We start from the raw sequence: 25390 nt of genomic DNA, 5'->3' as shown, positions 1-25390 counted from the left end.
TGTCAGTCAGCCGGCGGTCAGCCGCTCGCCGAGGCGGGCCTTGGCGGCCGGCCATTCGGCGCTGAGCATCGAGTAGTAGACGCTGTCCCGCCAGCTGCCGTCGTTGTGGCGGCGGTGCCGGCGCAGAACGCCCTCGCGGACGGCGCCCAGGCGGGCGATGGCCCGCTGGGAGCGCTCATTGCGGTGGTGGGTCTTCCACTGCACCCGCCCGAAGCCGAGGACCTCGAAGGCATGGGTGAGCAGCAGCTGCTTGCACTCGGCGTTGACGGCGGTGCCCCAGTGGGCGCGGCCGTACCAGGTCCAGCCGATCTCCAGCCGTTCGTCCTGCTCGCTGATGTCCAGATAGGTGGTCCAGCCGATTGCGCGGCCGTCGGCGAGGCTGATCACCGCGAAAGCGACATGGGAGCCGTCCTGGAGCACCGACCGGGCGAGATCCCGCAGGTCGGACTGGGTCCTCGGGGTCTCGACGGAGATCCAGCGCCACAGCTCCTCGTCCCCGCCGCCGGCGGCGAAGAGGTCGGGGACATGGTCCAGGGTGAGCGGCTCGAGGCGGACGTGCCGGCCGTGCAGAACGGTGGGCACGGGTGTCTTGGCGGGCATACCGAGGGACCCTAGCCCCACTTTGAACTAGCTGCAACAGAATTTTGCTCTAGTTCAAAGAGGCCAGGGTCCCCGGGATGCGAGGCGGTGCGGGCCTAGATGAAGGAGTTGATCTCGATCGTCTCGGTACGGCCGGGGCCGACACCCACGGCGGAGATCGGCGCCCCGGACATCTCCTCCAGCGCCTTCACATAGGCCTGCGCGTTCTTCGGCAGGTCCGCGAAGGTCTTCGCCTTGGTGATGTCCTCCGACCAGCCCGGCAGCATCTCGTAGACCGGCTTGGCGTGGTGGAAGTCCGACTGGTTGTAGGGGAGCTCCTCGACCCGCTGCCCGTCGATCTCATAGGCGACGCAGACCGGGATCTGCTCCCAGCCGGTGAGCACGTCCAGCTTGGTGAGGAAGAAGTCGGTGAGGCCGTTGACCCGGGTCGCATAGCGCGCGATCACCGCGTCGAACCAGCCGCAGCGGCGGTCACGGCCCGTGGTGACACCGCGCTCGCCGCCGATCCGGCGCAGCGCCGCCCCGTCCGCGTCGAACAGCTCGGTCGGGAACGGGCCGGAGCCGACCCGGGTGGTGTAGGCCTTGAGGATGCCGATCACCCGGTCGATACGGGTGGGACCGATGCCGGAGCCGGTGCAGGCACCGCCGGAGGTCGGGTTGGACGAGGTGACGAAGGGGTACGTGCCGTGGTCCACGTCCAGCAGGGTCCCCTGGCCGCCCTCCAGGAGCACCACCTTGCCGGCGTCCAGCGCCTGGTTGAGGACCAGGGTGGTGTCGGCGAGGAAGGGCCGGATCTTCTCGGCGTAACCGAGGTACTCCTGGACCACCAGCTCGGCCGGCATGGCCCGGCGGTTGTAGAGCTTGACCAGGATCTGGTTCTTGTCGTCGAGGGCCGCCTCCACCTTCTGCTGGAGGATGGACTCGTCGAAGAGGTCCTGGACCCGGATGCCCACCCGGTTGATCTTGTCGGCGTAGGCCGGACCGATGCCGCGGCCGGTGGTGCCGATCCGGCGCTTGCCGAGGAAGCGCTCCGAGACCTTGTCGAGGGTCCGGTGGTACGGCGTGATCAGATGGGCGTTGCCCGAGATCAGCAGCTTGGAGGTGTCGATGCCCCGCTCCTGCAGGCCCGACAGCTCGGAGAGCAGCACTCCCGGGTCGATGACCACACCGTTGCCGATGACCGGGGTGCAGTTGGGGCTGAGGATGCCGGAAGGGAGGAGGTGGAGCGCATACTTCTGATCACCGACGACCACAGTGTGACCGGCGTTGTTGCCACCCTGGTAGCGGACCACGTAGTCGACCGAACCGCCGAGGAGGTCGGTGGCCTTTCCCTTGCCCTCGTCACCCCACTGAGCGCCGACGAGCACGAGTGCGGGCACAGGCGTACACCCCTTCCGGGCGGGGCATCCTGGCGGCGGAAGGCCGCCGGATTCGGCCCCGAGATAGACGAAGCCCCTGGCGCAACAGCGCAAGGGGCTCTTGCACCGAGAGATTACCTGAGGAAGGACCGCTGGTGTCGTCCGAGCGCACGGCGGGACAGCCGCTGCTGGTTGTCATCGCCCCCACGGCCCGACGGGTGGACGGGGAGTCCGTACGGATCGCCAAGGACGTGCTGTGCGGTGGTGCCGCGGTCAAGGTCGCGGTGCCGGAGAGCACCGCAGAACTCGACCGGGTGCTGTCACACAGAGGCCGGAAACGACCGGTGGTGATCGGTGATGACCGAGCTCTGCAACGTGTGGTGCAGACCCTGCACCGGCAACGTGAACTGGCCGCAGACCCGGTCGGTCTGATACCCGTCGGCAAAGCCGCCACAGTGGCTCTGGCCAGGGCTTTGGGCATTCCCACCGAGCCCGTGGCGGCGGCCCGCGCGGTCCTCGGCGGCTGTGAGCGCAGCATGGACCTTCTGGTGGACGACAGCGGCGGAGTGGTGCTCGGCGGACTCTGCATTCCGGGGCGCACACCGGCCCGCCCCCACCCGCACCACGGCGCCGCACAGACCTCCGCCGCGGGCGCCGGCACCCGCGGCGAAGCGCACGGCCCGAACGGGGGCGCACCCGTCGGCAGTGCGCCGTACGAGCCCGCTCTCGGCAGCGACCGGACACCATGTTCGCCCTCAGCGAAATCCCCTGCATCCAGCCAGGGGAACCTCCTCGGCCAGGGGACCTCATCCGGCCCATGGTGGTCCCTGCTCACCCCCACCGGTCTCGGCCGGACTGCCCGCGGCATCGCCCGGGCCGTCCGGCCCGGTGGGTTCGGCCTGGCCGACGCCTCCGGCCAGCGGCTCAGAGTGGAGGTCGACGGCACCCTCCTGGCCGACATCGACCACCCCGTATGGCTGGTGGCGGCCAGGCTCACCACCCTCGGCAGCAACGGCCACGACCCGGCCGAGGACGCTGCCGACGGCGCCGTCGAGGTCCTGGTCCGCCCCCCGTCGGCGGACGGGGACACCCTGCGGGTGAGGGCGCACACCCTCACGTGGCCGGGCGCGGCTTCAGCTACGAGGCCGACAGCGAACTGGCCGGCCCGGTCCGTACACGCACCTGGACCGTCCGGCCCGCCGCCTGGCGCCTCACCGTCCCAGGACAGCCCTGACACACCGCCTGGTCAACCACACCGCCTGGTCAGCCACACCGCCTGGTCAGCCCCCGGGCCGCGCCGGGCGGTCCACCGTCGCGGCCCCGCCCGGGTCACACCTCGACCAGCAGCTCCGACAGGCCCCGGATCACATACCCCGGCAGCCACCCGGGCTCCGCCGCCAACCGCAGCCCCGGCGCGGCCCGCAGCACCGCGCCGAACGACTCCGCCAGCTCCAGCCGCGCCAACGGCGCGCCCAGGCAGAAGTGGATCCCCGCGCCGAAGGTGATGTGCGGATTGTCGGTGCGGGCCAGGTCCAGCCGGTCGGGCTCGGCGAAGCGGGCCGGGTCCCGGTTGGCGGAGCCGAACAGTAGGGCCACCTCCGCGCCGCGCGGGATGGACACCCCGGCGACCTCGATGTCGTCCAGCACCCAGCGCTCGAACATCTGCAACGGGGTGTCGTAGCGCAGCAGTTCCTCGACCGCCGTGGGCAGCAGCCCCTCGGGATCGGCCCGCAGCGCAGCCAGCTGGTCCGGATTGCGCAGCAGTGCCCACCAGCCGTTGGCCGTGGTGTTCACCGTGGCCTCATGGCCGGCGTTGAGCAGCAGCACACAGGTGGAGACCATCTCCTGCTCGCTGAGCCGGTCGCCCTCGTCATGCGCGGCGATCAACGCCGAGACCAGGTCGTCGCCCGGTGCACGGCGGCGCTCGGCGATCAGTGCACGCAGGTAGTCGGAGAACTCGATGCTGGCGCGGACCGCCCGGTCGGCCGTCTCCGGCGTCGGACTGAGCTCGAACATCCCCACGATCGCGGCCGACCAGGGCCTCAGCAGCTGCCGGTCGCCCTCGGGGATGCCCAGCATCTCCGCGATCACGGCCACCGGCAGCGGCTCGGCGACCCCCGCCACCAGGTCCCCGCCGCCGTCCGCCACCAGTTCGCCGACCAGCCCGGTGGCGATCCTGCGTACCGCCGGGCGCAGCGACTCCACCATCCGCGGAGTGAAGGCCTTGGACACCAGCCTGCGGATCCGGGTGTGGTCGGGGGCCTCCAGATCGAGCAGCCCATGGCCGTTGAGGGTGTGGAAGGGCTCGTGCTCCGGTGGCGGCGGGGTGCGGCCGAACTCCTCGTGGCTGAAGCGGTGCAGATAGCTGCGGCCCAGCCGGCGGTCGCGCAGCAGCGCGCCGACGTCCGCGTGCCGGGAGACCAGCCACTGGTTGCTGGGTTCGTACCAGGCCACCGGCGCCTGGTCGCGCAGCCGGGCGTAGACGTCGTAGGGATGTGCCACAAACGCGGGCGACCAGGGGTCGAAGCCGAGTTCGGCCGGGGTGCGGCGGTCCTGTCGCGCCAGCTCAGACATGGCTGCGCGCCGTCCACAGTTCGGGGAAGACCGGCCGTGCCGCGCGCTTCTCCAGCCAGGCCACCCCCGGTGAACCTCCAGTACCGGCCCTGGCCCCCATGGCCCGGCGGGTGGCCAGCAGATGGTCGCTCCGCCAGCGCCACACCAGTTCGCCGATGTCGGTGAGCGCCTCGCCGAGCGCCACCAGCGGGCTGTGCTGCGGTCCCGCGTAGATCTGCCGCCAGACCTCCTCCACCCCCGCGTCGGCCGTGTAGGGCCCGCTGACGTCGCGGTGCAGCACCTCCCGCGGCACGGGCAGGCCCTGGCGGTGCAGATACCCCAGCACCGCGTCGTAGAGGCAAGGCTCCGCCAGCGCCGTCTCCAGCTCGGCGTGCACCCTGGGGTGGCCCCGGTGCGGCTGCAGCAGCGACGACGACTTGTCGCCGAGCAGGAACTCCATCTGCCGGTAGACCGCGGACTGGAAGCCCGAGGCCTCACCGAGCGCCCCTCGATAGGCGTTGAACTGCACCGGGGTGAGGGCGGCGATCGGCCGCCAGGACTCGTTGAGCGCCTGGTGCACGGCGATGCTGCGGTGCAGGGCGTCCATGGCGTGGTCGACGTCGTCCGTGCGCAGGGCGTCGCGGGCGGTACGCCACTCGTGGACGAGAAGGGCGAACCACAGCTCCATCACCTGGGTGGTGACCAGGAACGCCATCTCCCCCGGGTCGTCCGAGAGCGGCTGCTGGAGGTGGGTGAGGACATCGGCGTGCACATAGTCCTCGTACGGGGTCGTCCCGTCGAACTCCAGGGTGGGAGTGCCCTGCGGCGAGTCGGCGGTGACGGATCCGGGGTCGTTCATCGGGGTCTCCTCATCGGCTCCGAAAACCGCTGCGCTCCCTATCATGCGCCGCCGCGCCGGGGAGGCGCCGCCGGAGGGCCCCGGGAACCGATGCGCTCGTACAGGCCTGCTTGCCGGGGATCGACCGGCGGTTTGACGAAGCGTCGGATGCCCGGACCGGGGTAAGCAGACGCCCGGGACGCTGTCGAGCCAGCCGGTACGGCTGCTTGATCCGATCGGTCGGCATCGAGTGGCGGGCATGGACGTCGGGGCGGTGGAGGACGTCCGCCGGGCCTCCAGCCACCAGCACCACGGCATGGGAGCGGCTGCGCGGCGCTGCGCCAAGCGGGACCACTGCGCTCCATCGGATATCCACTGGTGAAGAACGGCCAAGAACACCGTGCCATCGAATTGCGCACCGGACGCGCGACCGCACCGGAGCGGTTCTTCCTGCGACCGCCCGCTGAATCTGTATATGCGTTATCCGGACCGCGTTTTGGGCCCGGGCACCACCCGTGTGGGCAGAGCGCGACAGTTCGATCGGCGAGAACAGTCTCCGCTGCGCGCCGTTCCCAAGATATACGGACGACTGGTCTCCGATCACGCGGCCGGGAATCTCGGCGGCACCCCGGGAATCACCGAGCTCGGCCGGCCGACCGGAGCCCCGCGCTCCCCCGGTTCGACGAGCCGCCGGGCTCCGACGTCATGGTCCAGGCCGACGAATCCAAGATCGCCGGCCTGGTCGGCCACGCGGCGGCGGTGCGGTTCCTGCACGACGCCGCGGTGTACATCAACCGGAAGTCCGGCGCTTTCTCCGCCTCGCCGGGCGCCGAGAAATGCTACGAGCAGGCGGACGAGGACATCCCGGAATTTGCCGGGAACCTACCTGCGACCAGCTGCGATATTCCCCACGAGAACAGCGGCCAGGAGGGTTTCCCAAGGACCCGGAGCGCGGTTGTGAACGAGGTCGGCGGGAGGGATTCGCGCGCCTTGGCACTACCGGACGTGGAACAAGTACTCTGACGCATTTCTCTGCCGGGCCGGCTGTCCGGCGGCCGAAGGAATGCGCATAAATCCTTCTCCGACGGGATCCCCGACCGGCGGCCGGAGACGTCCCCGCCACCGGTAGGGTCACGGGTGCCATCGACGACAGTGAAGGGCTCACGACATGAGCAGCACCGACCTGGAGACCGCCCTCACCGCCCACTTCGGCCCCGGCGGCCTGCGCCGCTACGCCGGCACCCCCGGGCTGCCGGGCTCGGTGGGCCTGCCGGTGCAGGTGGGGCCGTACTTCACGGCCGCCGAGGCGCACCAGGACCCGCTGGTGGAGGGGCACGGGCTGCGGTTGGGGGACGACCGCGGTGCCGAGCTGTATGTGGCGGACGACGGCGCCGTCCGGGCCCTGCTCTTCGATGAGGAGATGCCCGTCAACAGCACCGCCGACGCCTTCGCCGCCTCGCTGCTGACGCTGGACCGGCTGCTGCCGGGTGTCGGCGGCGCGGCGGACGCCCAGCAGGCGCTGGACACCTACCGGGAGCTGCGGCAGGCACTGCTCACCATCGACGAGGCTGCCTTCGCGGAGCGCGAGGGCTGGTGGCCCCGGGTGCTGGACGACATCCGCCACCCGCTGAACATCCGCTTCTCCGCCGCCCTGGAGTACGTCGACGGCCGCGGCGAGAAGCAGATCATCACCGAGGCCACCGCACCCGGCCTGCCGCACCCCGAGGAGATCCTGTGGCACCGGCTGTCCGCCGCCGGGGTGCAGCCGGAGGACGTGACCCGGGTCTACTGCGAGCTGGAGCCCTGCCTGATGCCCGGTCACTACTGCGCCGTGTGGATGGCGCGGACCTTCCCCGACGCGGAGTTCACCCACAGCTTCGACTACGGGGAGACCGCCGACTCCCGTGAGCAGGGCATCCGGGAGCTGATGATCCACGTGGCCGAGCAGCAGTAGCCGACACACCCGAGGGGGAGCACCGTGGACGAGCGCTGGATACCTCCGCTCCGCGCGGGGCGCCGACCCGCCGGAATGGCACTTCTGGGCTGGCTGGCGGACGAACGGGCACCCCGGCTGTGCCGGGTCTCCGGCCCGTCCGGCACCGGCAGCACACATCTGCTGGCCTGGCTGGCCGCGGCCTGCATCTCCCCGGCGGCGCCCCCGGAGCAGCGCATCCACTCCCTGCTGCCCGCCGCCGGGCTGACGGTGCGAAGCGCCACCTGGCTGATGGCCGGACAGTTGCACACCGCCGCCCGGACCCCCGAGGAACTGCTCGCCTCGCTGGAGCGGGACCCCCGGCCCACCGTGGTCTGCGTCGGCGACCTGGACCGGGCGGGCGGGCCCGGGCTCCCGGACGAGCCGCGGCGGATCGTCGCGGAGCTGCTGGACCCGCTGCTGTCGCTGCCCCAGGTGCGCATCGTCGCCGACGCCGCCACCGGCTCCCCCGCGGCGGCGGCGTTCACCGCGGTCGGCGAGCCCGCCGTGCTGGAGCTGGACCAGCCGCAGTGGACCGACCGGCAGCGGTTCGCCGCCTGGTACGCCAAGCTGTCGCAGGGCCGTTCGGCGTTCACCGCCGACCAGCTGCCGTCCAATCCGGGCCTGGCCCAGCTGGCCGCCCGGACGGCGGCCGCAGCAGGGGGCCCTGCCGGGCCCGCCGTGGCCACCCCCGAGGCGGTCTGCGCCGCCTGGTGGGCAACGGTCCCGGAGCCCGCCCGGGCGGCGCTCAGGACCCTGGCCGCCTTTGACCGTCCGGTACCCCGGGAGGCCTGGGCGCAGGTGCACGGCGACGCCCAGGCGGTGCGCGAGGCCGCCCGGCTGCTGCCCGCCGCCGACCCCGCCGGGAACAGCTGGGGGCTCCGCCCGCTGCCGCTGCCCGCCCTGGTGGCGGCCCCGCAACCCGACCGCACCGCCATGGTGCGGACACTGGCCCAGGCGGTGCCCCGCACCTCACAGGGCGAGACCGACCTCGCCGCCGCGGGCCCGGACCGGCTGGCGCTGCTGCTGGAGCAGGCCGTGTCGGCGGGCATCGGAGGCCGGCTGCTGACCGACCCGCTCTTCCTGGTCCATGCCCACCCCGTCGCGGTGACCGCGGCCCTGGAGGCCGCCGCAACCGGCGGCGCACTGGCCGAGGCCTGGGCCGCAGCCGGTCCGGCGCTGGTCGACGAGCGTGACCCGGCCGTCCGGGCCGCGGTGCTGAGGGCTCGGCTGCTGGGCCGTGACGACCGGGCGGCGGAGCAGCTCGGCCAGATCGCGGCCGGGGTCGGCTGGGAGGCGGTGGGGGCCGGGTGGCGTCCGGCTGCGGGCTCGGCCGCGGAGCCGTCCGGTGGCTGGTCCGGCCCGGTGGTCGCCGCGACAGCGGGCGGCGGGCCGCACGCCGGGCAGCTGCTGCTGGCCGACCCGTCGGGAGCGGTCCGCGTCGTGGCGGCGGCCGACGGCCGACCGGCCGCGAGGATTGCCCTACCCGGCCCCAAGCCGCTGCGCGCACTGGCCTGCTCCCCGGGCGGCAGTGTGCTGCTGCTGGACTCCTGGGGCGCCCCCGAGGTGCTGGCCCCGGCCGGTCACGGGGCGGCGGGGATCCCGGCAGCCTTCGACGGCGGTCCCGGAGCCGTGGCGGCCGGGCTGGAGCCCCACCACCTCACGGCCGCCCTGGATCTGCTGCGGCAGCGCTCCACCGCCGAGCTGAGCACCCTGGCCTGCTTCCCGGGCCTGCCGCAGGCCCCGCCTGCCGTGGGTGACGCCAGTGGCCGGGTGCAGTGGCAGGACGAGGTCCAGCAGCTGCACCGCGGGCCGGTCACCGCACTGGCCGCCACCGGGCTGCCGTCCGGCAGCCCGGCGCAGCCGGATGTGCCGCTGCTGGTCAGCGGTGGTCTGGACGGCACCGTACGGCTGTGGGGTCCCGGTGCCGAGCCGATGCCCGAGCCGTCGGACGCCCGGGAGTGCCCGGTGACCGCGGTCGCGGCGGCGCACTCCGGGCGGGGGCTGCTGGTGGCGGCCGGCTGGGAGGACGGACTGGTGCGGGTGCGGCTGCTGGGTGAGGCCGACGCGGTGGTGGACCTGCGGCTGGGCTCGGCGGTCTGGGCGCTGGCCCTGACCGGTGCGGGACTGCTGCTGGTCGGCGGGCCGGACGGCGCCGTGACCCTGCGGATCGGCGGCTGACCGCAGCTCCGCACCGGGCCGGCCGCGTGACGGCGGCCGGCCGGCGGGGTACGGAGGGTCAGCCCAGGGTCTCGGCAGCGGTGGGCGAGCTGTCCTTGAGGAACTGGGAGCAGCGCTCGGCCTCCGGCTTCTCACCGATCGCGTCGGCGGCACGGGCCAGGGCGTGCAGGGCGCGCAGGAAGCCGCGGTTGGGCTCGTGCTCCCAGGGCACGGGTCCGTGTCCCTTCCAGCCGTTGCGGCGAAGAGCGTCCAGGCCGCGGTGGTAGCCGGTGCGCGCATAGGCGTACGACTCCACGACCCGGCCGGCTGCGAAGGCGTCGTCGGCGAGCTGCGCCCAGGCCAGCGAGGAGGCGGGGTGGGCGGCGGCCACCTCGGTCGGGGAGGTTCCGCCGGCCAGCAGCTCCAGCGGCTCGGGTTCGGCGGGCAGATGCGTCGGGGGCGGGCCCCCGAGCAGGTTCTCATGGATGCTCATGGCACCAGTCTGCACGGTGCGCACAGAGCGGTGCCCCGGCGCGGGGTACCGCGCCGGGGCACTTCCGGGGAGTGACTACTTGAGGCGCGTCCCGGCGGAGCGCAGGCTCTGGGCGGCCTCGGTGACCCGGGTGGCCATGCCGGCCTCGGCGAGCTTGCCCCAGGTGCGCGGGTCGTAGGTGGACTTCTTGCCGACCTCGCCGTCCACCTTCAGCACACCGTCGTAGTTGCGGAAGATGTGGTCCACGATGGGGCGGGTGAAGGCGTACTGGGTGTCGGTGTCGATGTTCATCTTGACGACGCCGTGCTCCAGGGCGGTGGAGATCTCCTCCGCGGTGGAGCCGGAACCGCCGTGGAAGACGAAGTAGAACGGGTCCTGCTTGCCGAACTTGGCGCTGACGCCGTCCTGGAGCTCGCGCAGCAGCTCGGGCTTGAGCACCACATTGCCCGGCTTGTAGACGCCGTGGACATTGCCGAAGGAGGCGGCCAGCAGGTAGCGGCCCTTCTCGCCCAGGCCCAGGGCCTCGGCGGTGCGGATGGCGTCGGAGACCGAGGTGTAGAGCTTGTCGTTGATCTCGTGGGTGACGCCGTCCTCCTCGCCGCCGGTCGGGGTGATCTCGACCTCGAGGACGATCTTGGCCTTGGCGGCCTCGGCGAGCAGCTCCTGGGCGATCGCCAGGTTGTCGGCGAGGGTCTCGGCGGAGCCGTCCCACATGTGCGACTGGAAGAGCGGGTTGCGGCCCTGGGCCACCCGGTCCTGGGAGACCTTGATCAGCGGGCGGACATAGCCGTCCAGCTTGTCCTTGGGGCAGTGGTCGGTGTGCAGCGCCACGGTCACCGGGTACTTCTCGGCGACGATGTGGGCGAACTCGGCCAGCGCCACAGCGCCGGACACCATGTCCTTGCTGTACTGGCCGCCCAGGAACTCGGCACCGCCGGTGGAGATCTGGATGATGCCGTCGCTCTCCGCCTCGGCGAACCCGCGCAGCGCGGCGTGCAGGGTCTGCGTCGAGGTGACATTGATGGCCGGGTAGGCGAACTTGCCCGCCTTGGCCCGGTCGAGCATCTCGGAGTAGACCTCGGGAGTTGCGATGGGCATGCGAATCCGCTCCTGTCGGTGTGCGGTGTGTACGTACGGTGAACGCCTGTGCCATCTTCCCAGAAGAGGCGCGCCGCTTCATCTTCCTGCCCGTCAGTCGGGACGGGGACACGACTCACGGTGACGAAAGGTTCGCAGGCTACTCTGCACCGGTGGACACGACGACGCTCGCGCTCAACATCCTCGACGCCAAGTCGCTGATCTCCTCTCTCGGCACAGTCGGGCTCCTTGCCATCATCTTTGCCGAGACGGGTCTGCTGATCGGCTTCTTCTTCCCCGGCGACTCCCTGCTGATCCTGGCCGGAGTGGCGGCCTCCAGCGCAGCCGCCAAGGCCTTCGGCGAGGGCGTCCAGATGCCCATCGCGGTGCTGCTGGTGGGTGCACCGCTCTGCGCCATCGCGGGCGCCCAGCTCGGGCACCTCATCGGGGCCAAGGTCGGCCCGCGGCTCTTCCACAAACCCGAGTCGAAGATCTTCCGCCGGGAGTACGTGGAGAAGGCCGAGTACTACTTCGACAAGTTCGGCCCGGCCAAGGCCGTGGTCATGGCCCGCTTCATCCCGGTCGTACGCACCTTCCTCAACCCGGTGGCGGGCACCCTGGAGATGCCGGCCCGCACCTTCCTGGTCTGGAACGCCGTCGGCGGGGTGCTCTGGACCGAGTCCATGCTGCTGATCGGCTACTTCACCGGCGACCAGCTGGCCGGTGTGATCGACAAGTACCTGATCCCGGCGATGGCACTGATCGTGCTGCTCTCGATCTCGCCGGTACTGGTCGAGGTGTGGCGGGAGCGCCGCAAGAAGAAGGCCGGCGGCGACGCCGCGGAGACGGCCGGACACCTGCAGGAGCGGGAGGCGGCCTCCCCCGCCGGCGGGCGGCACCGCCGCCGCTGACCTGCACGGACGACGGCGGGCGGATGTTTCACGTGAAACATCCGCCCGCCGTCGTTCTGGTCTGTGTCAGTCCAGGTCGAGATCGCCCAGGGTGAAGGCGGTGTAGTACGGCAGGCCGGCCTCCTGGACCGCGGGAGCGGCACCCCGCTCCACGATCACCGCCACACCGACCACCTCGGCGCCCGCCTCACGCAGCGCCTCCACCGCGGTCAGCACCGAGCCACCGGTGGTGGAGGTGTCCTCCACGGCCAGCACCCGGCGGCCCTTGACGTCCGGGCCCTCGATGCGGCGCTGCAGTCCGTGCGCCTTGCCCGCCTTGCGGACCACGAACGCGTCCAGGCTGCGGCCCCGGGCCGCGGCGGCGTGCAGCATCGCGGCGGCGACCGGGTCGGCTCCCAGGGTGAGGCCGCCGACGGCGTCATACGCAAGATCGGCGGTGAGGTCCAGCATGACCCGGCCCACCAGCGGGGCGGCCTCGCCGTCCAGGGTGATGCGGCGCAGGTCCACGTAGTAGTCGGCCTCCCGGCCGGAGGAGAGGGTGACCTTGCCGTGCACGACGGCCTTGTCCTTGATCTGCGCCAGCAGGGCGTCGCGGTCGGTGCTCATGGACCACCAGCCTAGTCAGTCCTGCGGGCTGCGCTCGTCACGCGGGGCGCTCCCAGCGCCAGACGGTCACCGCTTCCAGCGGGTCGATCGGGGTGACCATCCGCGGCTCGGTGTTGAGTCCATTGGGCGGCCCACTCTGCGGTTCCACACAGAGAGCGTCGCCGAGGACGTCGAACACCACCGCCCAGCGGCAGTCGCTGGTGAGGGTCAGCCGCAGCAGACCGGGCCACTCCAGAACGGCCCGTACGCCGTCGGGCATCCCGAAGCAGTCGTCCCAGGGGCCGGGCAGCGGGTCGATCCGCCGACCGGTGGGCAGCTGGTCCGGACCGCGCTCCTCCTGCCACGCCGGGGCGAAGTCCAGCTCGACCGGCGGGCTGCCCGCGGGCGCACCCACGGGGTGACGCAGAAACCAGGGATGCCAGCCGACCTGCGCGGGGAAGGAGTCACCGCGGGTCTCCACCTCCAGGGTCAGGCTCAGCTGCTCGGGATCCAGCTGGAAACGCTGGGTGACCCGGCCCGGGTACGGCCAGGGGTCGCCCAGGTCCAGGACGAAGGAGGCCTCACGGTCGGTATGCGGTGCCGCCGGCCGCCAGACGGCGGTGGCAGCGGTGCCGTGCACGGCATGCGGGGGCAGCACATCCGTGGGCAGCCGGTGGCGTACCGGGCCGTTGTTGAAGACCCCCCGGTCCACCCGTCCGGCCCAGGGCACCATGGGGAAGCTGCCCCAGCCGAAGACCTGGTCCGAAGGCACCTCCACCGGCTCCAAAGGCTGCTGGCGGAGCAGCTCCAGGTCGCCGACGCGCAGACTTCCCAGTCGGCAGCCCGCCGCGGGCAGCACGGTCGCCTCGGCGTCCCCGGCGGTGAGTCGGACGGCGGAGGACGGCCCCTCCACCCGGTCGGTGCCAGTGCTGCTCAAGAGGCCTCCGTACGCGTCGTCACTGCGGGGGTTGCGCGACCGCCGTCGCACCGGGCGGCGCCGTCCGCTCAGCACATGGCTCAGTGTCTGCGCAGCGCACGGGCCAGCGCGACCGCACCGCCCAGCAGGGCGACACCGCCGCCGATCACCCAGGGCAGCACCGCCCGGTCGACCTCGGGGGTGGCGACCGGCGTCGCGGGGCCCCGCTCCCCGCCGGTCCAGCGGGCCGCGGCCCTGGCGCGGGCGCTGCGGGCAGGGAGAGCGGGGGCGTAGCGGCCCCGGGGCGGGGCATGATCCACCTCTTCCGCCGAACGGCCCACGATGGAGCGGCGGACCGGGCCGTCGAGCAGGTCGGAGGTGTCCCCCGGGGCGCCCTCCGCGGGTTCGCCGTCCAGCATGCGGGCAGCCTCCAGGGCGTTGAGGTCGGCGTCCACGGTCTCGGCCCGGTCGGGCTCGGCGTCGCCGGGCGTATCGATGTCGTCGGGGGAGTCGGGGGAGCCGAGTTCCGGAAAGGCGTCCAGCGCCTCGGCCTCGGCGTCCCGCAGCTCCTCCTCGAACTCCTCGAACTCCTCCAGCTCGTCGGCGGAGTCGGCGAAGTCGGCGAAGTCGGCGGCGTCCTCGGGCCCGGCAGCAGGGAACGCCTCGGCGTCCGCCGTCTGTGCCGCGTCCTCGGCTGCGGCCGTCAGCGCGACGGCGAAGCGCTCCAGCAGCCGCCGGCCGGCCGCGGCGGCCGCGGGTTCGTCCAGCTCGGCCAGCCTTCCCTTGGCGACCACCTCACCGGTGACCACCAGCATGGCCGTGTCGGAGGGCTCCTCCCGGACGGCGATCCGCAGGATCGCGGACACCCCGCCCGTACCGCGCGACTCCTGGCCGTCCGCCACCACCGACACCGCACCGCCGCCCGCACCGTGCTCCGGGGTGACGGTGAACTCGCCGCGATAGGTGATGGTGACGCCGCCGGCCCGCAACCGCAGCCGCCCCGCGGCCGGCCCGTCGGCCTCGGCAGGCCGGTCCACAGTCAGCCCCGGCACGCACCGGGCCGGCAGCCCTGGCTCACACAGCGCCCGCCGGACCAGCCGGGCCGGCAACGGGACGAGGACCTGATGCTCCATGTGTGGAGCCTACCCACCGGCCCCGGGGCGGGAAGAGCGTTGCGGCGGACACGCGGCGCACCCGGCCGAAATGGCGACCCTGCCCGCGCCCCGGGCAGGGCGGCCTCACTCCAGCGGGTGGAGCAGTGTGGCAGCTGCCGGAGCCCCATGGCGGCGGTGCAGGCCCCGGCCGGCGGCCGGTGGACGCGGCAGGGCACCGCCATGGGCGGGCGCTGCCAGCAGAAAGCCCTGCTCCACCGGGTCACCGCAGACCGCGGAGCCGGCCGGGGCCGCAAAGGGAACCGTGCGCAGAGCGGCGGAGCGCAGGGTGGCCTCCACACCCCAGAACCGCCGCTGTCCGGCCCCGTCCAGCGGCCCCGCATAGACGGCGAGCCGGCCGCCGGGGGCCAGCAGCCGCGCGGCCAGGCCGTAGAACTCCTCGGTCCACAGTCCCGCGCCGCGCTCTCCCACCGGTTCCGACCGGTCCGCGAGGATCACGTCGAAGGGCGGCCCGGCGGCCGCTCCGCGCAGCCATGCCAGCGGATCGGCGGTCTTCACCCGCACCCGGGGGTCGTCCAGGGAACGCCGGTTGAGCGCGGTGAACGCCGGGTCGTGCCTGGCCAGCCGGACCAGGGCGGGGTCCGGGTCCACCGCCACCACACGGCGTACTCCGCGGTGCCGCAGCACCTCCCGCGCGGTGAGTCCGTCGCCTCCGCCCAGCACCAGCACCCGGCCGTGCGTCCCGGTCATCGCGGGCTGCACCAGGGCTCGGCGGATCGACTGCTCGTCGGCCCCGCACACGGCCAGTCGACCGTCGAGGTAGAGCCGCAGCCCGGCTCCGGTCGGCGCACCGGTGAGCACGATCTCCTGGTGGGGGCTCTGCTCGGCAAAGCGGACCCGGTCGCCGTAGAGGGCCTGGCGGGCCGCCCGTTCCACCGTGGAGGTGCCGGCGGCGGCCCCGCCCAGGGCTGCCAGCACCAGTCCGCAGCCGGTCCAGAGCAGCAGCCGGGTACGGGGGGCAGGCTCGTCCCGGAAGAGCCACAGCACCACCACCCCGCCGGCCACCGCGTTGACCGCCCCTGCCACCAGGGCGCCCGCGGCCTGCCCGAAGACGGGGAGCAGCACGAAGGGGAAGGCCAGGCCGCCCACCAGGGCGCCCACATAGTCGGCGGCGAACAGGTCGGCGACCGCGCGGCCGGCGTCCTGCCGGCGGATGCGCTGGATCAGCGTCATCAGCAGCGGGATCTCGGCGCCGATGAGGACCCCGATCAGTGCGGCCAGCGCGACCGTCACCGTGCGGCAGTGGCCGAGCCAGACCCAGCAGGCATAGAGGGTGAGCCCGGAGAGTCCGCCGACCAGGGCGAGTACCGACTCGACGATCGCAAAGGCGGTGGCGGGACGGTGGGTGAGGCGCTTGGCCAGCAGGGAGCCCATCCCCATGGCGAAGACCATCACCGACAGCACGACGGAGGTCTGGGTGACCGGGTCGCCGAGCAGACGACCGCCGAGGGCGACCAGCTCCAGCTCGTAGACCAGACCGCAGGCCGCGCAGACGAAGGTCGCCAGCAGCACTAGCAGCCGGGCAGGGCCGGGCGCTATGCCGGCCGACTCCCGGAGACGGTCGGGTGGGGCACTGATCACGGGGCGGAGCGTGGCCGTTCCAGTCGACTGATCGATCACAAAGAAACGCTAGGCGACACAAGCCGTAATTCTCGTCACCCGATTGAGCGATAGATTGTGAGAATTCCCTGAAACATCGCCCTGATGAGCGATTAATGGGCCTGCACACCATTTCCCGCGGTCAGCGCGGACCGGGTGCAGACCAGCGTCCCCTCCTGCGGATAGGCATGCCAGGTGCGCCACTGGAGCCGCTCTCCGTCACCGCTCGCCACCAGCGCCGTGAAGGCGCTGGGATCACCGGGGAAGATCCCGGCCAGCCCGCTGGGGTGGCCCTCCATCAGGGCGAGAAGCTCCTGGGCGCGGGCCGCGAAGGCATGGCGCGGCAGTGTCTCGATGCGGGCCGCGAACTCGTACTCCCAGCCCCGCACCCGCTCCGCGACCCTGGCCGGCAGCGGTGCCCGCCGGCCCGGCAGGCAGGCGACCGTCTCGGAGCAGATCCCCTGCTCGTCCGCGAGCAGGACCTGGTGCGAGGCGCCCAGCAGCCGCAGTTGCAGCGCGGCCGGGCCGAAGTCCAGATCGAGTACGGCGAGCGCGGGCAGCGGAGCGCTGCCCAGGCACCATGCCAGTTCGCCGGCACGGGTGTCGGTGTAGGGGGTCTGCAGTGTGGTGAGCATTCTCGGCTCCGCGTGCTCGCCGGCATGGCCGGCTGTGGCGGGGAAGGAGATCGTCGGTGACTCAGAGAGGAAAGCATGAATTCCGGGCGCCCGTCGGGGATTTACCCATCTGAGCTACGAACGGCCATTCGGCACGAACAGCCGTTTCGGCTGCGACCCCCCGGTTCCCTCTTCCGATCAGCTCGAACCACAGCTGGAACCGCAGCTCGAACCACAGCTGGAGCCGCAGCCGTGCCCGTGCCCGCTCGAACCGCAGCCCGAGTGATGGCCGCCCCCGCTTCCCCCGTCACCCGCAGCCCACCAGCTGCCGGAGTCGCTCCCCGAGCCCGACCCCGAGCTCCGGCCCCTGCCCTTGCCCCTGCCCTTGCGCTTGCCCCTGGCCGCTGGGGCCCCGCGCCGCTCCGCGACGCCGGCTGCGGCACCGATCAGGCCGATCAAGCCCCCGATGACAATGATCCAGATGAGAACCACGGCTGCCCCCCTGTGCTGTTGCCGCTCCTGCTCGCGGTGTCCCCGCACGCCCGCCCGGCCAAAGCAGACTTGAGCAAGCTCAGAGGTTGCCCCCGGCAGCCCGCCCCGGGGACGCCGAAGGACCCGGCCCCGGGTGAACGGGGAGCCGGGCCCTTCGGCACAGCGCTGCGGTCCGGTGTCAGCCCTCGTCGGAGTCGGCGCCGGGCTCGCCTTCCTCGCCGTCGACCTCCTTCTGCAGGCCGAGACGCTCGACCATCCACTGCTCGAAGCCGACGGCGGCGTTGGTCCAGTTGGCGGTGGTGGCCACGAAGTAGTCCAGATTGACCCCCATGCCGACGATCATCTGCGACTCCCCGATGAGGCGGACGACGCCGTCCTCATGGGTGTGCGTGTAGACCTTGGGCCACAGGGTGTCCCGGTTCCACTCATCGATCAGATCGAGGATCTCGCCCTTCTGCTCGATCGGGTACGCCCGGTCGTAGAAGGCACGCACGGCGAAGAGCTCGCTCTCCTCGCCCCGGAACATGTAGTAGACCCGGAAGCCCTCCCACGGCGCGGTGAGGTCCCCCTCCTCGTCCACGACATGCTTGAGCTGCATCTGGTCCAGCAGCTGCTTGACCAGATCCTGGTCCGGCACCACCACCGGCGGCGTCTGGTTCGGCTGTCCGCCGCCCGGCTGCTGCGGGGGCATGCCGAAGGACGGGATGGAGGACGGGTCGATACTCACAGCTGGTCCCTTCGATACGGTTCGGCTGCCATCCTCCCCCATAGCTCCACCACGGCGCAGCGTCCGCCGGATGCTCGTCCGCAGGGAGGGACGGAGGCCCTCGGATCCGGTGCGAAGGTCCTTCGAGGACGGCCGGCAACGGTACGGCTCACAACGCTGCCGCCACCTTCACTCAGCCTGCCCGATCAACCATCGCTGACACACCTCCGGGTGCCCCGGTCAGGGCGTCTTGTCCAGGGACGGCTTGGCCTGGGCGGGGCCCACGGTCAGCCGGTCGCCCGTCTCGTCCCGGTCGACCAGCACGGTGTCACCGTCCCGCACCCGCCCGGAGAGGATCTCCTTGGCCAGCTGGTCGCCGATGGCCGACTGCACCAGCCGGCGCAGCGGCCTGGCCCCGTACGCCGGGTCGTAGCCGGTCAGCGCCAGCCAGTCGCGGGCCGCCGGGGTGACGTCCAGGGTGAGACGGCGCTCCTTGAGCCGGTCGGCGAGCCGGTCGACCTGAAGGTCGACGATCCGGGTCAGCTCCTCGGTGCCCAGGGCGTCGAACACCACGATGTCGTCCAGCCGGTTGAGGAACTCCGGCTTGAAGGCGGACCGCACGCTCTCCAGCACCAGGTCCTTCTTGCGCTCCTCCGGTGTCGCCGGATCCACCAGGTACTGCGAACCCAGGTTGGAGGTGAGGATCAGGATGGTGTTGCGGAAGTCCACCGTCCTGCCCTGTCCGTCGGTCAGCCGGCCGTCGTCCAGCACCTGCAGCAGCACATCGAAGACCTCGGGGTGGGCCTTCTCCACCTCGTCCAGCAGCACCACGCTGTACGGACGGCGGCGCACCGCCTCGGTGAGCTGGCCGCCCTCCTCGTACCCCACATAGCCGGGCGGGGCACCGACCAGCCGGGAGACCGAGTGCTTCTCGCCGTACTCGCTCATGTCGATGCGGACCATCGCCCGCTCGTCGTCGAAGAGGAAGTCGGCCAGCGCCTTGGCCAGCTCGGTCTTGCCGACACCGGTCGGGCCGAGGAAGAGGAAGGAGCCGGTGGGCCGGTCCGGGTCGGCGATGCCGGAGCGCGAGCGCCGCACCGCGTCGGAGACCGACTGCACGGCGGCCTGCTGACCGATCAGCCGGCGGCCGAGCTCCTGCTCCATCCGCAGCAGCTTGGCGGTCTCGCCCTCCATCAGCCGCCCTGCCGGGATGCCCGTCCAGGAGGCGACCACATCGGCGACATCGTCCGGTCCGACCTCCTCCTTGACCATGGAGGAGGTCGCGGCGTCCTCGTCCTCCGCCCTGGCCTGGGCCTCGGCGAGCTCCCGCTCGGCCGCCGGCACCTCCGCGTACATCAGCCGGGAGGCGGTCTCGAAGTCCCCGTCGCGCTGGGCGCGCTCCAGCTGCCCCTGGAGGCCGTCCAGCCGCTCCTTGAGCTCACCGACCCGGTTGAGGCTCTTCTTCTCCTGCTCCCAGCGGGCGGTCAGCCCGGACAGCTGCTCCTGACGGTCGGCGAGGTCACGGCGGAGCTTCTCCAACCGGGCCACGGACGCCGGGTCGGACTCCTTCTCCAGAGCCATCTCCTCCATCCGCAGCCGGTCGACGGAGCGCTGCAGCTCGTCGATCTCCACCGGGGAGGAGTCGATCTCCATCCGCAGCCGCGACGCCGACTCGTCGACCAGGTCGATCGCCTTGTCCGGCAGGAAGCGCGAGGTGATGTAGCGGTTGGAGAGGGTGGCGGCGGCGACCAGCGCGGCGTCCGCGATCTGCACCTTGTGGTGCGCCTCGTAACGGCCCTTGAGGCCGCGCAGGATGGCGATGGTGTCCTCGACCGTGGGCTCGCCCACGAAGACCTGCTGGAAGCGGCGCTCCAGCGCCGGGTCCTTCTCGATCCGCTCGCGGTACTCGTCCAGCGTGGTGGCGCCCACCATGCGCAGCTCGCCGCGGGCCAGCATCGGCTTCAGCATGTTGCCGGCGTCCATCGCGGAGTCGCCGCCGGCGCCCGCGCCGACGACGGTGTGCAGCTCGTCGATGAAGGTGATCACCTGGCCGTCGCTGGACTTGATGTCATTGAGCACGGCCTTGAGCCGCTCCTCGAACTCACCGCGGTACTTGGCGCCGGCGACCATGGCGCCCAGGTCCAGGGCGACCAGCCGCTTGCCGCGCAGCGACTCCGGCACGTCGCCGGCCACGATGCGCTGCGCCAGCCCCTCCACCACGGCCGTCTTGCCGACGCCGGGCTCGCCGATCAGCACCGGGTTGTTCTTGGTACGGCGGGAGAGCACCTGGACGACCCGGCGGATCTCCTGGTCACGGCCGATCACCGGGTCAAGGTGGCCGGACCGGGCGGCCTCGGTGAGGTCGGCGCCGTACTTCTCCAGCGCCTTGTAGCTGCCCTCCGGGTCGGGGCTGGTCACCCTGGCGCTGCCGCGGACCTCCTTGAAGGCGTCCAGCAGCGCCCTGGGGGTCGCGCCCTCGGAAGTGAGCACATCCGCGATCTGCCCGCCCTCGGCGGCGATCCCGACCAGCAGATGCTCGGTGGAGACATAGGCGTCGTCCAGGTCGGCCGCCCGCCTCCCGGCATCGTTGATCACCGCCAGGGTCTGCCGGGCCAGCTGCGGGGCGGAGACAGTGGAGCCCTGGGCGCTGGGGAGCGCCTCGGCCAGCCGCTGGGCTGCGGCCCGTACCCGTTGTGCGTCGGCACCGACCGCCTCCAGCAGCGGCCGGGCGGTGCCCTCGGGCTGCTCCAGCAGGGCGAGCAGCACGTGCACCGGCGCGACATCGGGGTTTCCCGCGTTCGCTGCCTGTCGGATCGCTGCCGACAGGGCCTCCTGGGTCTTGGTGGTGAACTTGCTCGCGTCCACTGTGTGCGCTTCCTCCGTTCGCGGGGTGGCAGTCGGCGGGCACCGACCTGCCGTGTGCAACGTAAGACAAGTTGAGTCTAATCCGCTCAAGGTTGAATTGGCGAGCCACCTGCTCGCTTTGCGTCACCTTGCTGCAGGTGCATGAACCTGAGTGGAGCGGCACCTTGCCGCCGCACTCGCACAGGGGAAGAGTCGATTCGTGCTTGGGAGCGCTCCCAGACGCCATTCGCCGACACGCACGCCACAGGGGGTCTGCCGTGCTCACCCAGCAGAAGGAAAGACCGGGGGAAAAAGCCGTCCCGGGACCCTGGCCGCCCCACGAACCGCGCGAGGCGCCGCAGGGGGTCACCCGGCTCAGCAGCCGCGAACTGGAGATCTTCGCCCTGCTGCCGACCGGCGACTCCAACCGCGAGATCGCCAGGACGCTGGGCATCGCGGAACGCACCGTACGGTTCCATGTCGCCGCGATCCTGAAGAAGCTGGCGCTGCGCTCCCGCGTGGAGGCCCGCCGTGGCCGCCTACGCCCACGGCTCCCACGACTCCTCACCGAACTGACCGGTCCCGGCCGGGCCAGGTACCGCACGGCGATCCCACCGGCCCCGCAGAGGCGGGCGCCGCAGCGGATCACGGCTGCGGGGCCCGGCTGGATCAGCCGGGCCCCGCAGTCGGTGCAGTCGCTGTACGTGCGCTGTCAGCCCTCGCCGACCGCAGCCCGGTGCAGACCGAAGAGGTCGTCCTCCGGGGCGGTCCAGAAGCCCTCACTGTTGGAGAGCGCCATACCTGCCCAGTCGAGTGCGGTCTCCACGGTGTGCCCCAGGGCGTCCGGCGACCAGGAATCGTCGAAGACCAGCGGGAGCACGGGGGCGACCTGCTCGATCGTGGCGATCAGCGGGTTGTAGGTGACGGCCTCCTCGACGAGGAGCACCACGGGCTTGCGCAGCGCGGAGGCCCAGCCGAGTTCCAGACTGACGCCGGCGGACAAGGGGGCACCCACATAGGCGAAGACCAGATCGGCGGACTGCATGGCGCGGTAGTCCGAGGGGACTCTCGGCTCGGGCACACGGCCCGCCACCGTCCAGGCGTCGCTGTGGTGGGCGCTGAACACCGCGGCGCCTGAGCGCAGCAGTGCGGAACGCAGTGCGGTGAGACGGGTACGGCTGGCCAGCGTGACCACGCTGTCGGCTGGCCCGGTGAGCCGCATCAGCGGTGCGGCAAGGAACACTCGGGCACGTCGGGGGGTGTGCATACGGTGCGCGCCGGGACGTGCGAAGACATCACTCATTGTCGACTCCGGGGGAACGGCCGACCGGGGGAATGCCTAGCCCCTGGTGACGGTGCGGTGAGCGGGACGATCGGCGGCCGGGCCCGGCGCCTTGAGGGGGTAGCACCGATCGTCCATCCCGTGCGCACCGCACGTCCACTGGCACCCCGTGTCATCTCGATGCCTGGCAGCGAGATGACGCACCACCCCCGTCGGACGGCGGGGGTTCACCCCCGCTTCCCGCAGGGGGTGGGACGTCCGACAGCACCACGTGGTTCCCGTCCGCCCCCGCCAGGTGGTTGACGATGCTCCGACAGCCTTCCAGGCCCCTCATCTCATTGCAAACGCAGGAAGATGATCGTGTGCACGCCTTGTGGCGCGCAGATGCGCGCGAGAGCGTGGATCCACGCCGGGGGCGGGGCAGTGCGGTCCCAGGGGAGTTCCCGGCGGTGGCAGCCTTCGCCGTCCGCCGGCGGTGGCGCCCGTTGGGAGGCGGCGCGGCACCGGGTGGCCCTCACCCTGACTGCCACAGGTGCGGCCGGCGCCTCAGCGAGCGTCGGCCGCCCCCGCACGTCGCCAACGACCGGCAACCGAGAACAGGGGAGCACCGGCGCAGTCATGACGGGGGACACGGGCACACTCGACTGCACCGACTTCGGCGACCTGGTGCGGGAGCTGCGGCAACAGGCCGGGCTGGCGCTGCAGGACTTCGCCGAGGCCACCGGCATCGGCACCCGTACCCTCGCCGCCCTGGAGGACGGCCAGGACGCCCCCCGGCCCTCCACCGTCGAGCTGATGGCGACGGCCCTCCGGCTGCCCGCCCCGCTCAGCGAGACCCTCTGGCAGGTCGCCCACCGACGCTGGCTGCAGAGCCCGGGCCATCAGGGCCGCCGGGCGTGACGGCCCGCCCGGCGGCAGTACCGCGCCCTGCGGCGCTAAGGGGCCTTCTGCCGGCCGGCCAACGGCCCCCCGGTGCTCTCCGCTGCGCCCCGCCACCGGGGCCGCGTGGACGCCCCTCAGCGCCTTTGCGTCACACGGGCGCGTACTCGTCGAAGAGATCCGGCCGGACCCGACCGCCAGGTGACCCCCACGGCCGCCAGGCCCCGAATCACCTCCGAGGCCGAGGCAGGGCCACCCCGGCGTCCGGGACGGCCTGCGGGCCTCCCTACCGGACGGCAGCCCACCGTCACGGCAGCGGGGCGCCCTGGGGCGCAAGGAACCCGCCTCGGCAGGACCGCGGCCGCCCTGGCGGATGAGCGGCGGTCGACTCAGCAGCAGGGCCACGCACCGGAGACCGCCTGGTGCACTCCCGGGCCGACCCGCCCGGGTCGTCCTCGCGGAAGCGACGGCAGGAATCCGACCGCCCCACGGGGCGCCGCGGCGTCACTGTGTCACGACCGGACAAAGGCAGGCTGCCGGCCCACCGCTGATCCGCGGTGGGCCGGCAGCCTGCCGAGGAGTCCTGCTACTGCCCCGAGCGCTTCGGCTTGGGACGCCAGACCACCAGGGCGCTGGACTGCTGCACCTGCTGGTACGGCACCAGGTCGCGGCGGTAGGAGGCATGGACCGCCGCCTCCCGCTGCTGAATCGTGGCAGCGGCGCCCTCGACTGCGTCGAGGAGCTCGGCGACACGGTTCTGGAGGGCGGTGACCTGGTTCTCCAGCTCGATGATGCGCTTGATGCCGGCGAGGTTGATGCCCTCCTCCTGGGAGAGGCGCTGAACCTCGCGCAGCTGCTCGATGTCCCGGGACGAGTAGCGGCGGCCGCGGCCGACCGCGCGGTCCGGGGAGACCAGACCGAGGCGGTCGTACTGCCGCAGGGTCTGCGGATGCAGCCCGGAGAGCTGGGCGGCGACCGAGATGACGTAGACGGGGGTGTCCTCGGTCAGCTGGTAGGGGTTGCGGGGGATGCCACCGCTGCCGTCCGTCGTACGGGACGGCCGCGGGCCGCCCGGCAGGCCGTCTCCCACGCCCGGGCCGATGCCTCCAGTGCCTCTCGGGTCCATCAGGTCACGCTCCCTCCGCCGCCTTGAAGAGCGCGGCTCGCGGGTCGTCCGAGGCGGTGGCCTCACGGTACTGCTGCAGGGCGGCCAGTGCCTCGTCGGCCAACTCGTGCGGCACCACGACCTCGACGGTGACCAGGAGGTCGCCGCGGGTGCCGTCCTTGCGGGTGGCGCCCTTGCCACGGACCCGCAGGGTCCGCCCGTTGGCGGTTCCTGCGGGAAGCTTGAGCTTCACCGACGGGCCGCCGAGGGTCGGCACCTCGATGGTGCCCCCCAGCGCCGCTTCGGGGAAGGTGACCGGCACGGCCACGGTCAGATTGTCGCCCTTGCGCCCGAACACCGGGTGCGGGTGGACATTGACGGTGATGTAGAGGTCGCCGGGCTGGCCGCCGCGCTCGCCCTGGGCGCCCTTGCCCTTGAGCCGGATCCGCTGCCCGTCCTGCACCCCGGCCGGGATGCGGACCTGCATGGTGCGGGCGGAGGTGGCCCGGCCGCTGCCGTGGCAGACGTCGCACGGGTCGTCGACGATCAGTCCACGCCCCTTGCAGTCACGGCACGGGTCGGAGAGCGCAAAGGCGCCCTGGCCGCGGCTGACGTGGCCGGAACCGACGCAGGTGGGGCAGACCCTCGGGGTGGTGCCGGCCCTGGCCCCGGTGCCGGAGCAGGCCTTGCACGGTGCCTGGCTGGTCATCCGGATCGGCACGGTGACGCCGTCGACGGCCTCGTCGAAGTCCAGGGTGACCTCGGACTCCACATCGGCGCCGCGGCGCGGCGCCTGCCGGCCGCCGCGGTTGAACAGCCCGCCGAAGACATCGCCGATACCACCGCCGAAGCCGCCGCCCCCGGAGCCGGCCTGCTGGCCGTTGAAGAGGTCGCCGAGGTCGAAGCCGAAGCCGGCCCCGCCCTGACCGGCACCCCGGAAGCCGCTGCCGAAGAGGCTGCGGGCCTCGTCGTACTCCTTGCGGCGTGCCGGATCGGACAGCACGTCATTGGCCTCGGAGATCTCCTTGAAGCGCTCCTCCGCCTTGGCGTCGCCCTTGTTGGCGTCGGGGTGGAACTCCCGCGCCAGCTTCCGGTACGCCTTCTTGATCTCTGCCGTGGAGGCGTCCTTGGGCACGCCGAGGACCTTGTAGTAGTCCTTCTCCACGTAGTCCTTGGTGCTCAACGGAAACTCCTCCTCCCGGCGGTGCACTCGGTCACTGTGACGGCGCCGCGG

General features: G+C 72.2%; 22 protein-coding genes and 1 pseudogene. 6 read left to right on the top strand and 17 right to left on the bottom strand.

All coding sequences use genetic code 11. The features are described 5' to 3' along the window. Nucleotides 1–6 precede the first annotated feature (6 nt). The 5 genes from AB0761_RS20070 to AB0761_RS20050 all read right to left on the bottom strand — a co-directional run bounded on the left by AB0761_RS20070 (nucleotide 7) and on the right by AB0761_RS20050 (nucleotide 5370). Nucleotides 7–600, bottom strand: a complete 594-nt coding sequence (locus tag AB0761_RS20070) for a GNAT family N-acetyltransferase (RefSeq protein ID WP_377270458.1) — start codon at nucleotides 598–600, stop codon at nucleotides 7–9. Between the two features lie 95 nt (nucleotides 601–695). Then, a complete protein-coding gene (locus AB0761_RS20065; RefSeq protein WP_377270457.1) occupies nucleotides 696–1979 on the bottom strand; it encodes an adenylosuccinate synthase in 1284 nt (427 codons plus the stop codon). Nucleotides 1980–2764: 785 nt separating this feature from the next. Beyond that, a complete protein-coding gene (locus AB0761_RS20060) occupies nucleotides 2765–3067 on the bottom strand; it encodes a hypothetical protein (RefSeq protein ID WP_377270456.1) in 303 nt (100 codons plus the stop codon). 220 nt (nucleotides 3068–3287) lie between these two features. After that, entirely contained in the window at nucleotides 3288–4532 is a 1245-nt protein-coding gene (locus AB0761_RS20055; RefSeq protein WP_377270455.1) for a cytochrome P450, read from the bottom strand. Further along, a complete protein-coding gene (locus AB0761_RS20050) occupies nucleotides 4525–5370 on the bottom strand; it encodes a tryptophan 2,3-dioxygenase (protein ID WP_377270454.1) in 846 nt (281 codons plus the stop codon). Before AB0761_RS20050 ends, AB0761_RS20055 begins: the two co-directional genes overlap by 8 nt. A 684-nt stretch (nucleotides 5371–6054) precedes the next feature. On the opposite strand from AB0761_RS20050, the gene AB0761_RS20045 reads away from it, so the two are divergent. From AB0761_RS20045 to AB0761_RS20035, 3 genes are all read left to right on the top strand, one after another. After that, nucleotides 6055–6372, top strand: a complete 318-nt coding sequence (locus AB0761_RS20045; RefSeq protein WP_377270453.1) for a hypothetical protein — start codon at nucleotides 6055–6057, stop codon at nucleotides 6370–6372. 145 nt (nucleotides 6373–6517) lie between these two features. After that, the gene (locus tag AB0761_RS20040) at nucleotides 6518–7303 is read left to right on the top strand and encodes a nucleic acid/nucleotide deaminase domain-containing protein (RefSeq protein ID WP_377270452.1); all 786 of its coding nucleotides are present in this window, start codon (nucleotides 6518–6520) and stop codon (nucleotides 7301–7303) included. A gap of 75 nt (nucleotides 7304–7378) precedes the next feature. Then, a complete protein-coding gene (locus AB0761_RS20035) occupies nucleotides 7379–9502 on the top strand; it encodes a hypothetical protein (RefSeq protein ID WP_377270451.1) in 2124 nt (707 codons plus the stop codon). A 58-nt stretch (nucleotides 9503–9560) separates the two neighbouring features. Here the strand turns inward: AB0761_RS20035 and AB0761_RS20030 are convergent, their stop codons facing one another. Both AB0761_RS20030 and fbaA read right to left on the bottom strand, forming a co-directional pair. Further along, nucleotides 9561–9974: a DUF3151 domain-containing protein gene (locus AB0761_RS20030; protein ID WP_377270450.1), complete on the bottom strand. Its 414-nt coding sequence runs from the start codon at nucleotides 9972–9974 to the stop codon at nucleotides 9561–9563. A gap of 75 nt (nucleotides 9975–10049) precedes the next feature. After that, the gene (gene fbaA, locus AB0761_RS20025; protein WP_377274225.1) at nucleotides 10050–11078 is read right to left on the bottom strand and encodes a class II fructose-bisphosphate aldolase; all 1029 of its coding nucleotides are present in this window, start codon (nucleotides 11076–11078) and stop codon (nucleotides 10050–10052) included. 146 nt (nucleotides 11079–11224) lie between these two features. Between fbaA and AB0761_RS20020 the strand changes: the two genes are divergently transcribed. Continuing rightward, entirely contained in the window at nucleotides 11225–11962 is a 738-nt protein-coding gene (locus AB0761_RS20020) for a DedA family protein (protein ID WP_377270449.1), read from the top strand. A gap of 66 nt (nucleotides 11963–12028) precedes the next feature. Here the strand turns inward: AB0761_RS20020 and pyrE are convergent, their stop codons facing one another. From pyrE to clpB, 7 genes are all read right to left on the bottom strand, one after another. After that, complete coding sequence (gene pyrE, locus AB0761_RS20015) at nucleotides 12029–12568, bottom strand: orotate phosphoribosyltransferase (protein ID WP_377270448.1); 540 nt, start codon at nucleotides 12566–12568, stop codon at nucleotides 12029–12031. A gap of 37 nt (nucleotides 12569–12605) precedes the next feature. After that, nucleotides 12606–13484, bottom strand: a complete 879-nt coding sequence (locus AB0761_RS20010) for an aldose 1-epimerase (RefSeq protein ID WP_377270446.1) — start codon at nucleotides 13482–13484, stop codon at nucleotides 12606–12608. 80 nt (nucleotides 13485–13564) lie between these two features. Continuing rightward, nucleotides 13565–14596 carry a hypothetical protein gene (locus AB0761_RS20005; protein WP_377270445.1) on the bottom strand — a complete coding sequence of 344 codons (1032 nt, stop codon included), beginning with the start codon at nucleotides 14594–14596 and terminating at the stop codon, nucleotides 13565–13567. A 105-nt stretch (nucleotides 14597–14701) separates the two neighbouring features. Beyond that, a complete protein-coding gene (locus AB0761_RS20000) occupies nucleotides 14702–16216 on the bottom strand; it encodes a polyamine aminopropyltransferase (RefSeq protein WP_377270444.1) in 1515 nt (504 codons plus the stop codon). A 131-nt stretch (nucleotides 16217–16347) separates the two neighbouring features. Continuing rightward, nucleotides 16348–16869, bottom strand: coding sequence for a DUF2617 family protein (locus AB0761_RS19995; RefSeq protein ID WP_377270443.1), 522 nt, complete (start codon nucleotides 16867–16869; stop codon nucleotides 16348–16350). 649 nt (nucleotides 16870–17518) lie between these two features. Next, nucleotides 17519–18067 carry a YbjN domain-containing protein gene (locus AB0761_RS19990; protein WP_377270442.1) on the bottom strand — a complete coding sequence of 183 codons (549 nt, stop codon included), beginning with the start codon at nucleotides 18065–18067 and terminating at the stop codon, nucleotides 17519–17521. A gap of 219 nt (nucleotides 18068–18286) precedes the next feature. Beyond that, the gene (gene clpB, locus AB0761_RS19985) at nucleotides 18287–20911 is read right to left on the bottom strand and encodes an ATP-dependent chaperone ClpB (RefSeq protein WP_377270441.1); all 2625 of its coding nucleotides are present in this window, start codon (nucleotides 20909–20911) and stop codon (nucleotides 18287–18289) included. A 137-nt stretch (nucleotides 20912–21048) separates the two neighbouring features. Here clpB and AB0761_RS19980 point away from each other — a divergent pair. Further along, nucleotides 21049–21405: pseudogene (locus AB0761_RS19980) on the top strand (LuxR C-terminal-related transcriptional regulator); the annotation flags it as partial. 197 nt (nucleotides 21406–21602) lie between these two features. Here the strand turns inward: AB0761_RS19980 and AB0761_RS19975 are convergent. Continuing rightward, on the bottom strand, nucleotides 21603–22193 hold the full coding sequence (locus tag AB0761_RS19975) for a hypothetical protein (protein WP_055587383.1): 591 nt from the start codon (nucleotides 22191–22193) through the stop codon (nucleotides 21603–21605). Between the two features lie 597 nt (nucleotides 22194–22790). Here AB0761_RS19975 and AB0761_RS19970 point away from each other — a divergent pair. Continuing rightward, entirely contained in the window at nucleotides 22791–23072 is a 282-nt protein-coding gene (locus AB0761_RS19970; RefSeq protein WP_377270440.1) for a multiprotein-bridging factor 1 family protein, read from the top strand. Nucleotides 23073–23637: 565 nt separating this feature from the next. On the opposite strand, the gene AB0761_RS19965 is transcribed toward AB0761_RS19970, so the two are convergent. Then, nucleotides 23638–24177, bottom strand: a complete 540-nt coding sequence (locus AB0761_RS19965; RefSeq protein ID WP_377270439.1) for a heat shock protein transcriptional repressor HspR — start codon at nucleotides 24175–24177, stop codon at nucleotides 23638–23640. A 4-nt stretch (nucleotides 24178–24181) separates the two neighbouring features. Next, nucleotides 24182–25339 (bottom strand): molecular chaperone DnaJ, encoded by a 1158-nt coding sequence (gene dnaJ / locus AB0761_RS19960; RefSeq protein ID WP_377270438.1) that lies wholly within the window; start codon nucleotides 25337–25339, stop codon nucleotides 24182–24184. Nucleotides 25340–25390: the final 51 nt, after the last annotated feature.

It is taken from the genome of Peterkaempfera podocarpi, from assembly GCF_042466665.1.
Lineage (GTDB): Bacteria > Actinomycetota > Actinomycetes > Streptomycetales > Streptomycetaceae > Peterkaempfera > Peterkaempfera podocarpi.
This window is presented reverse-complemented; position numbering and strand designations above follow the sequence as displayed.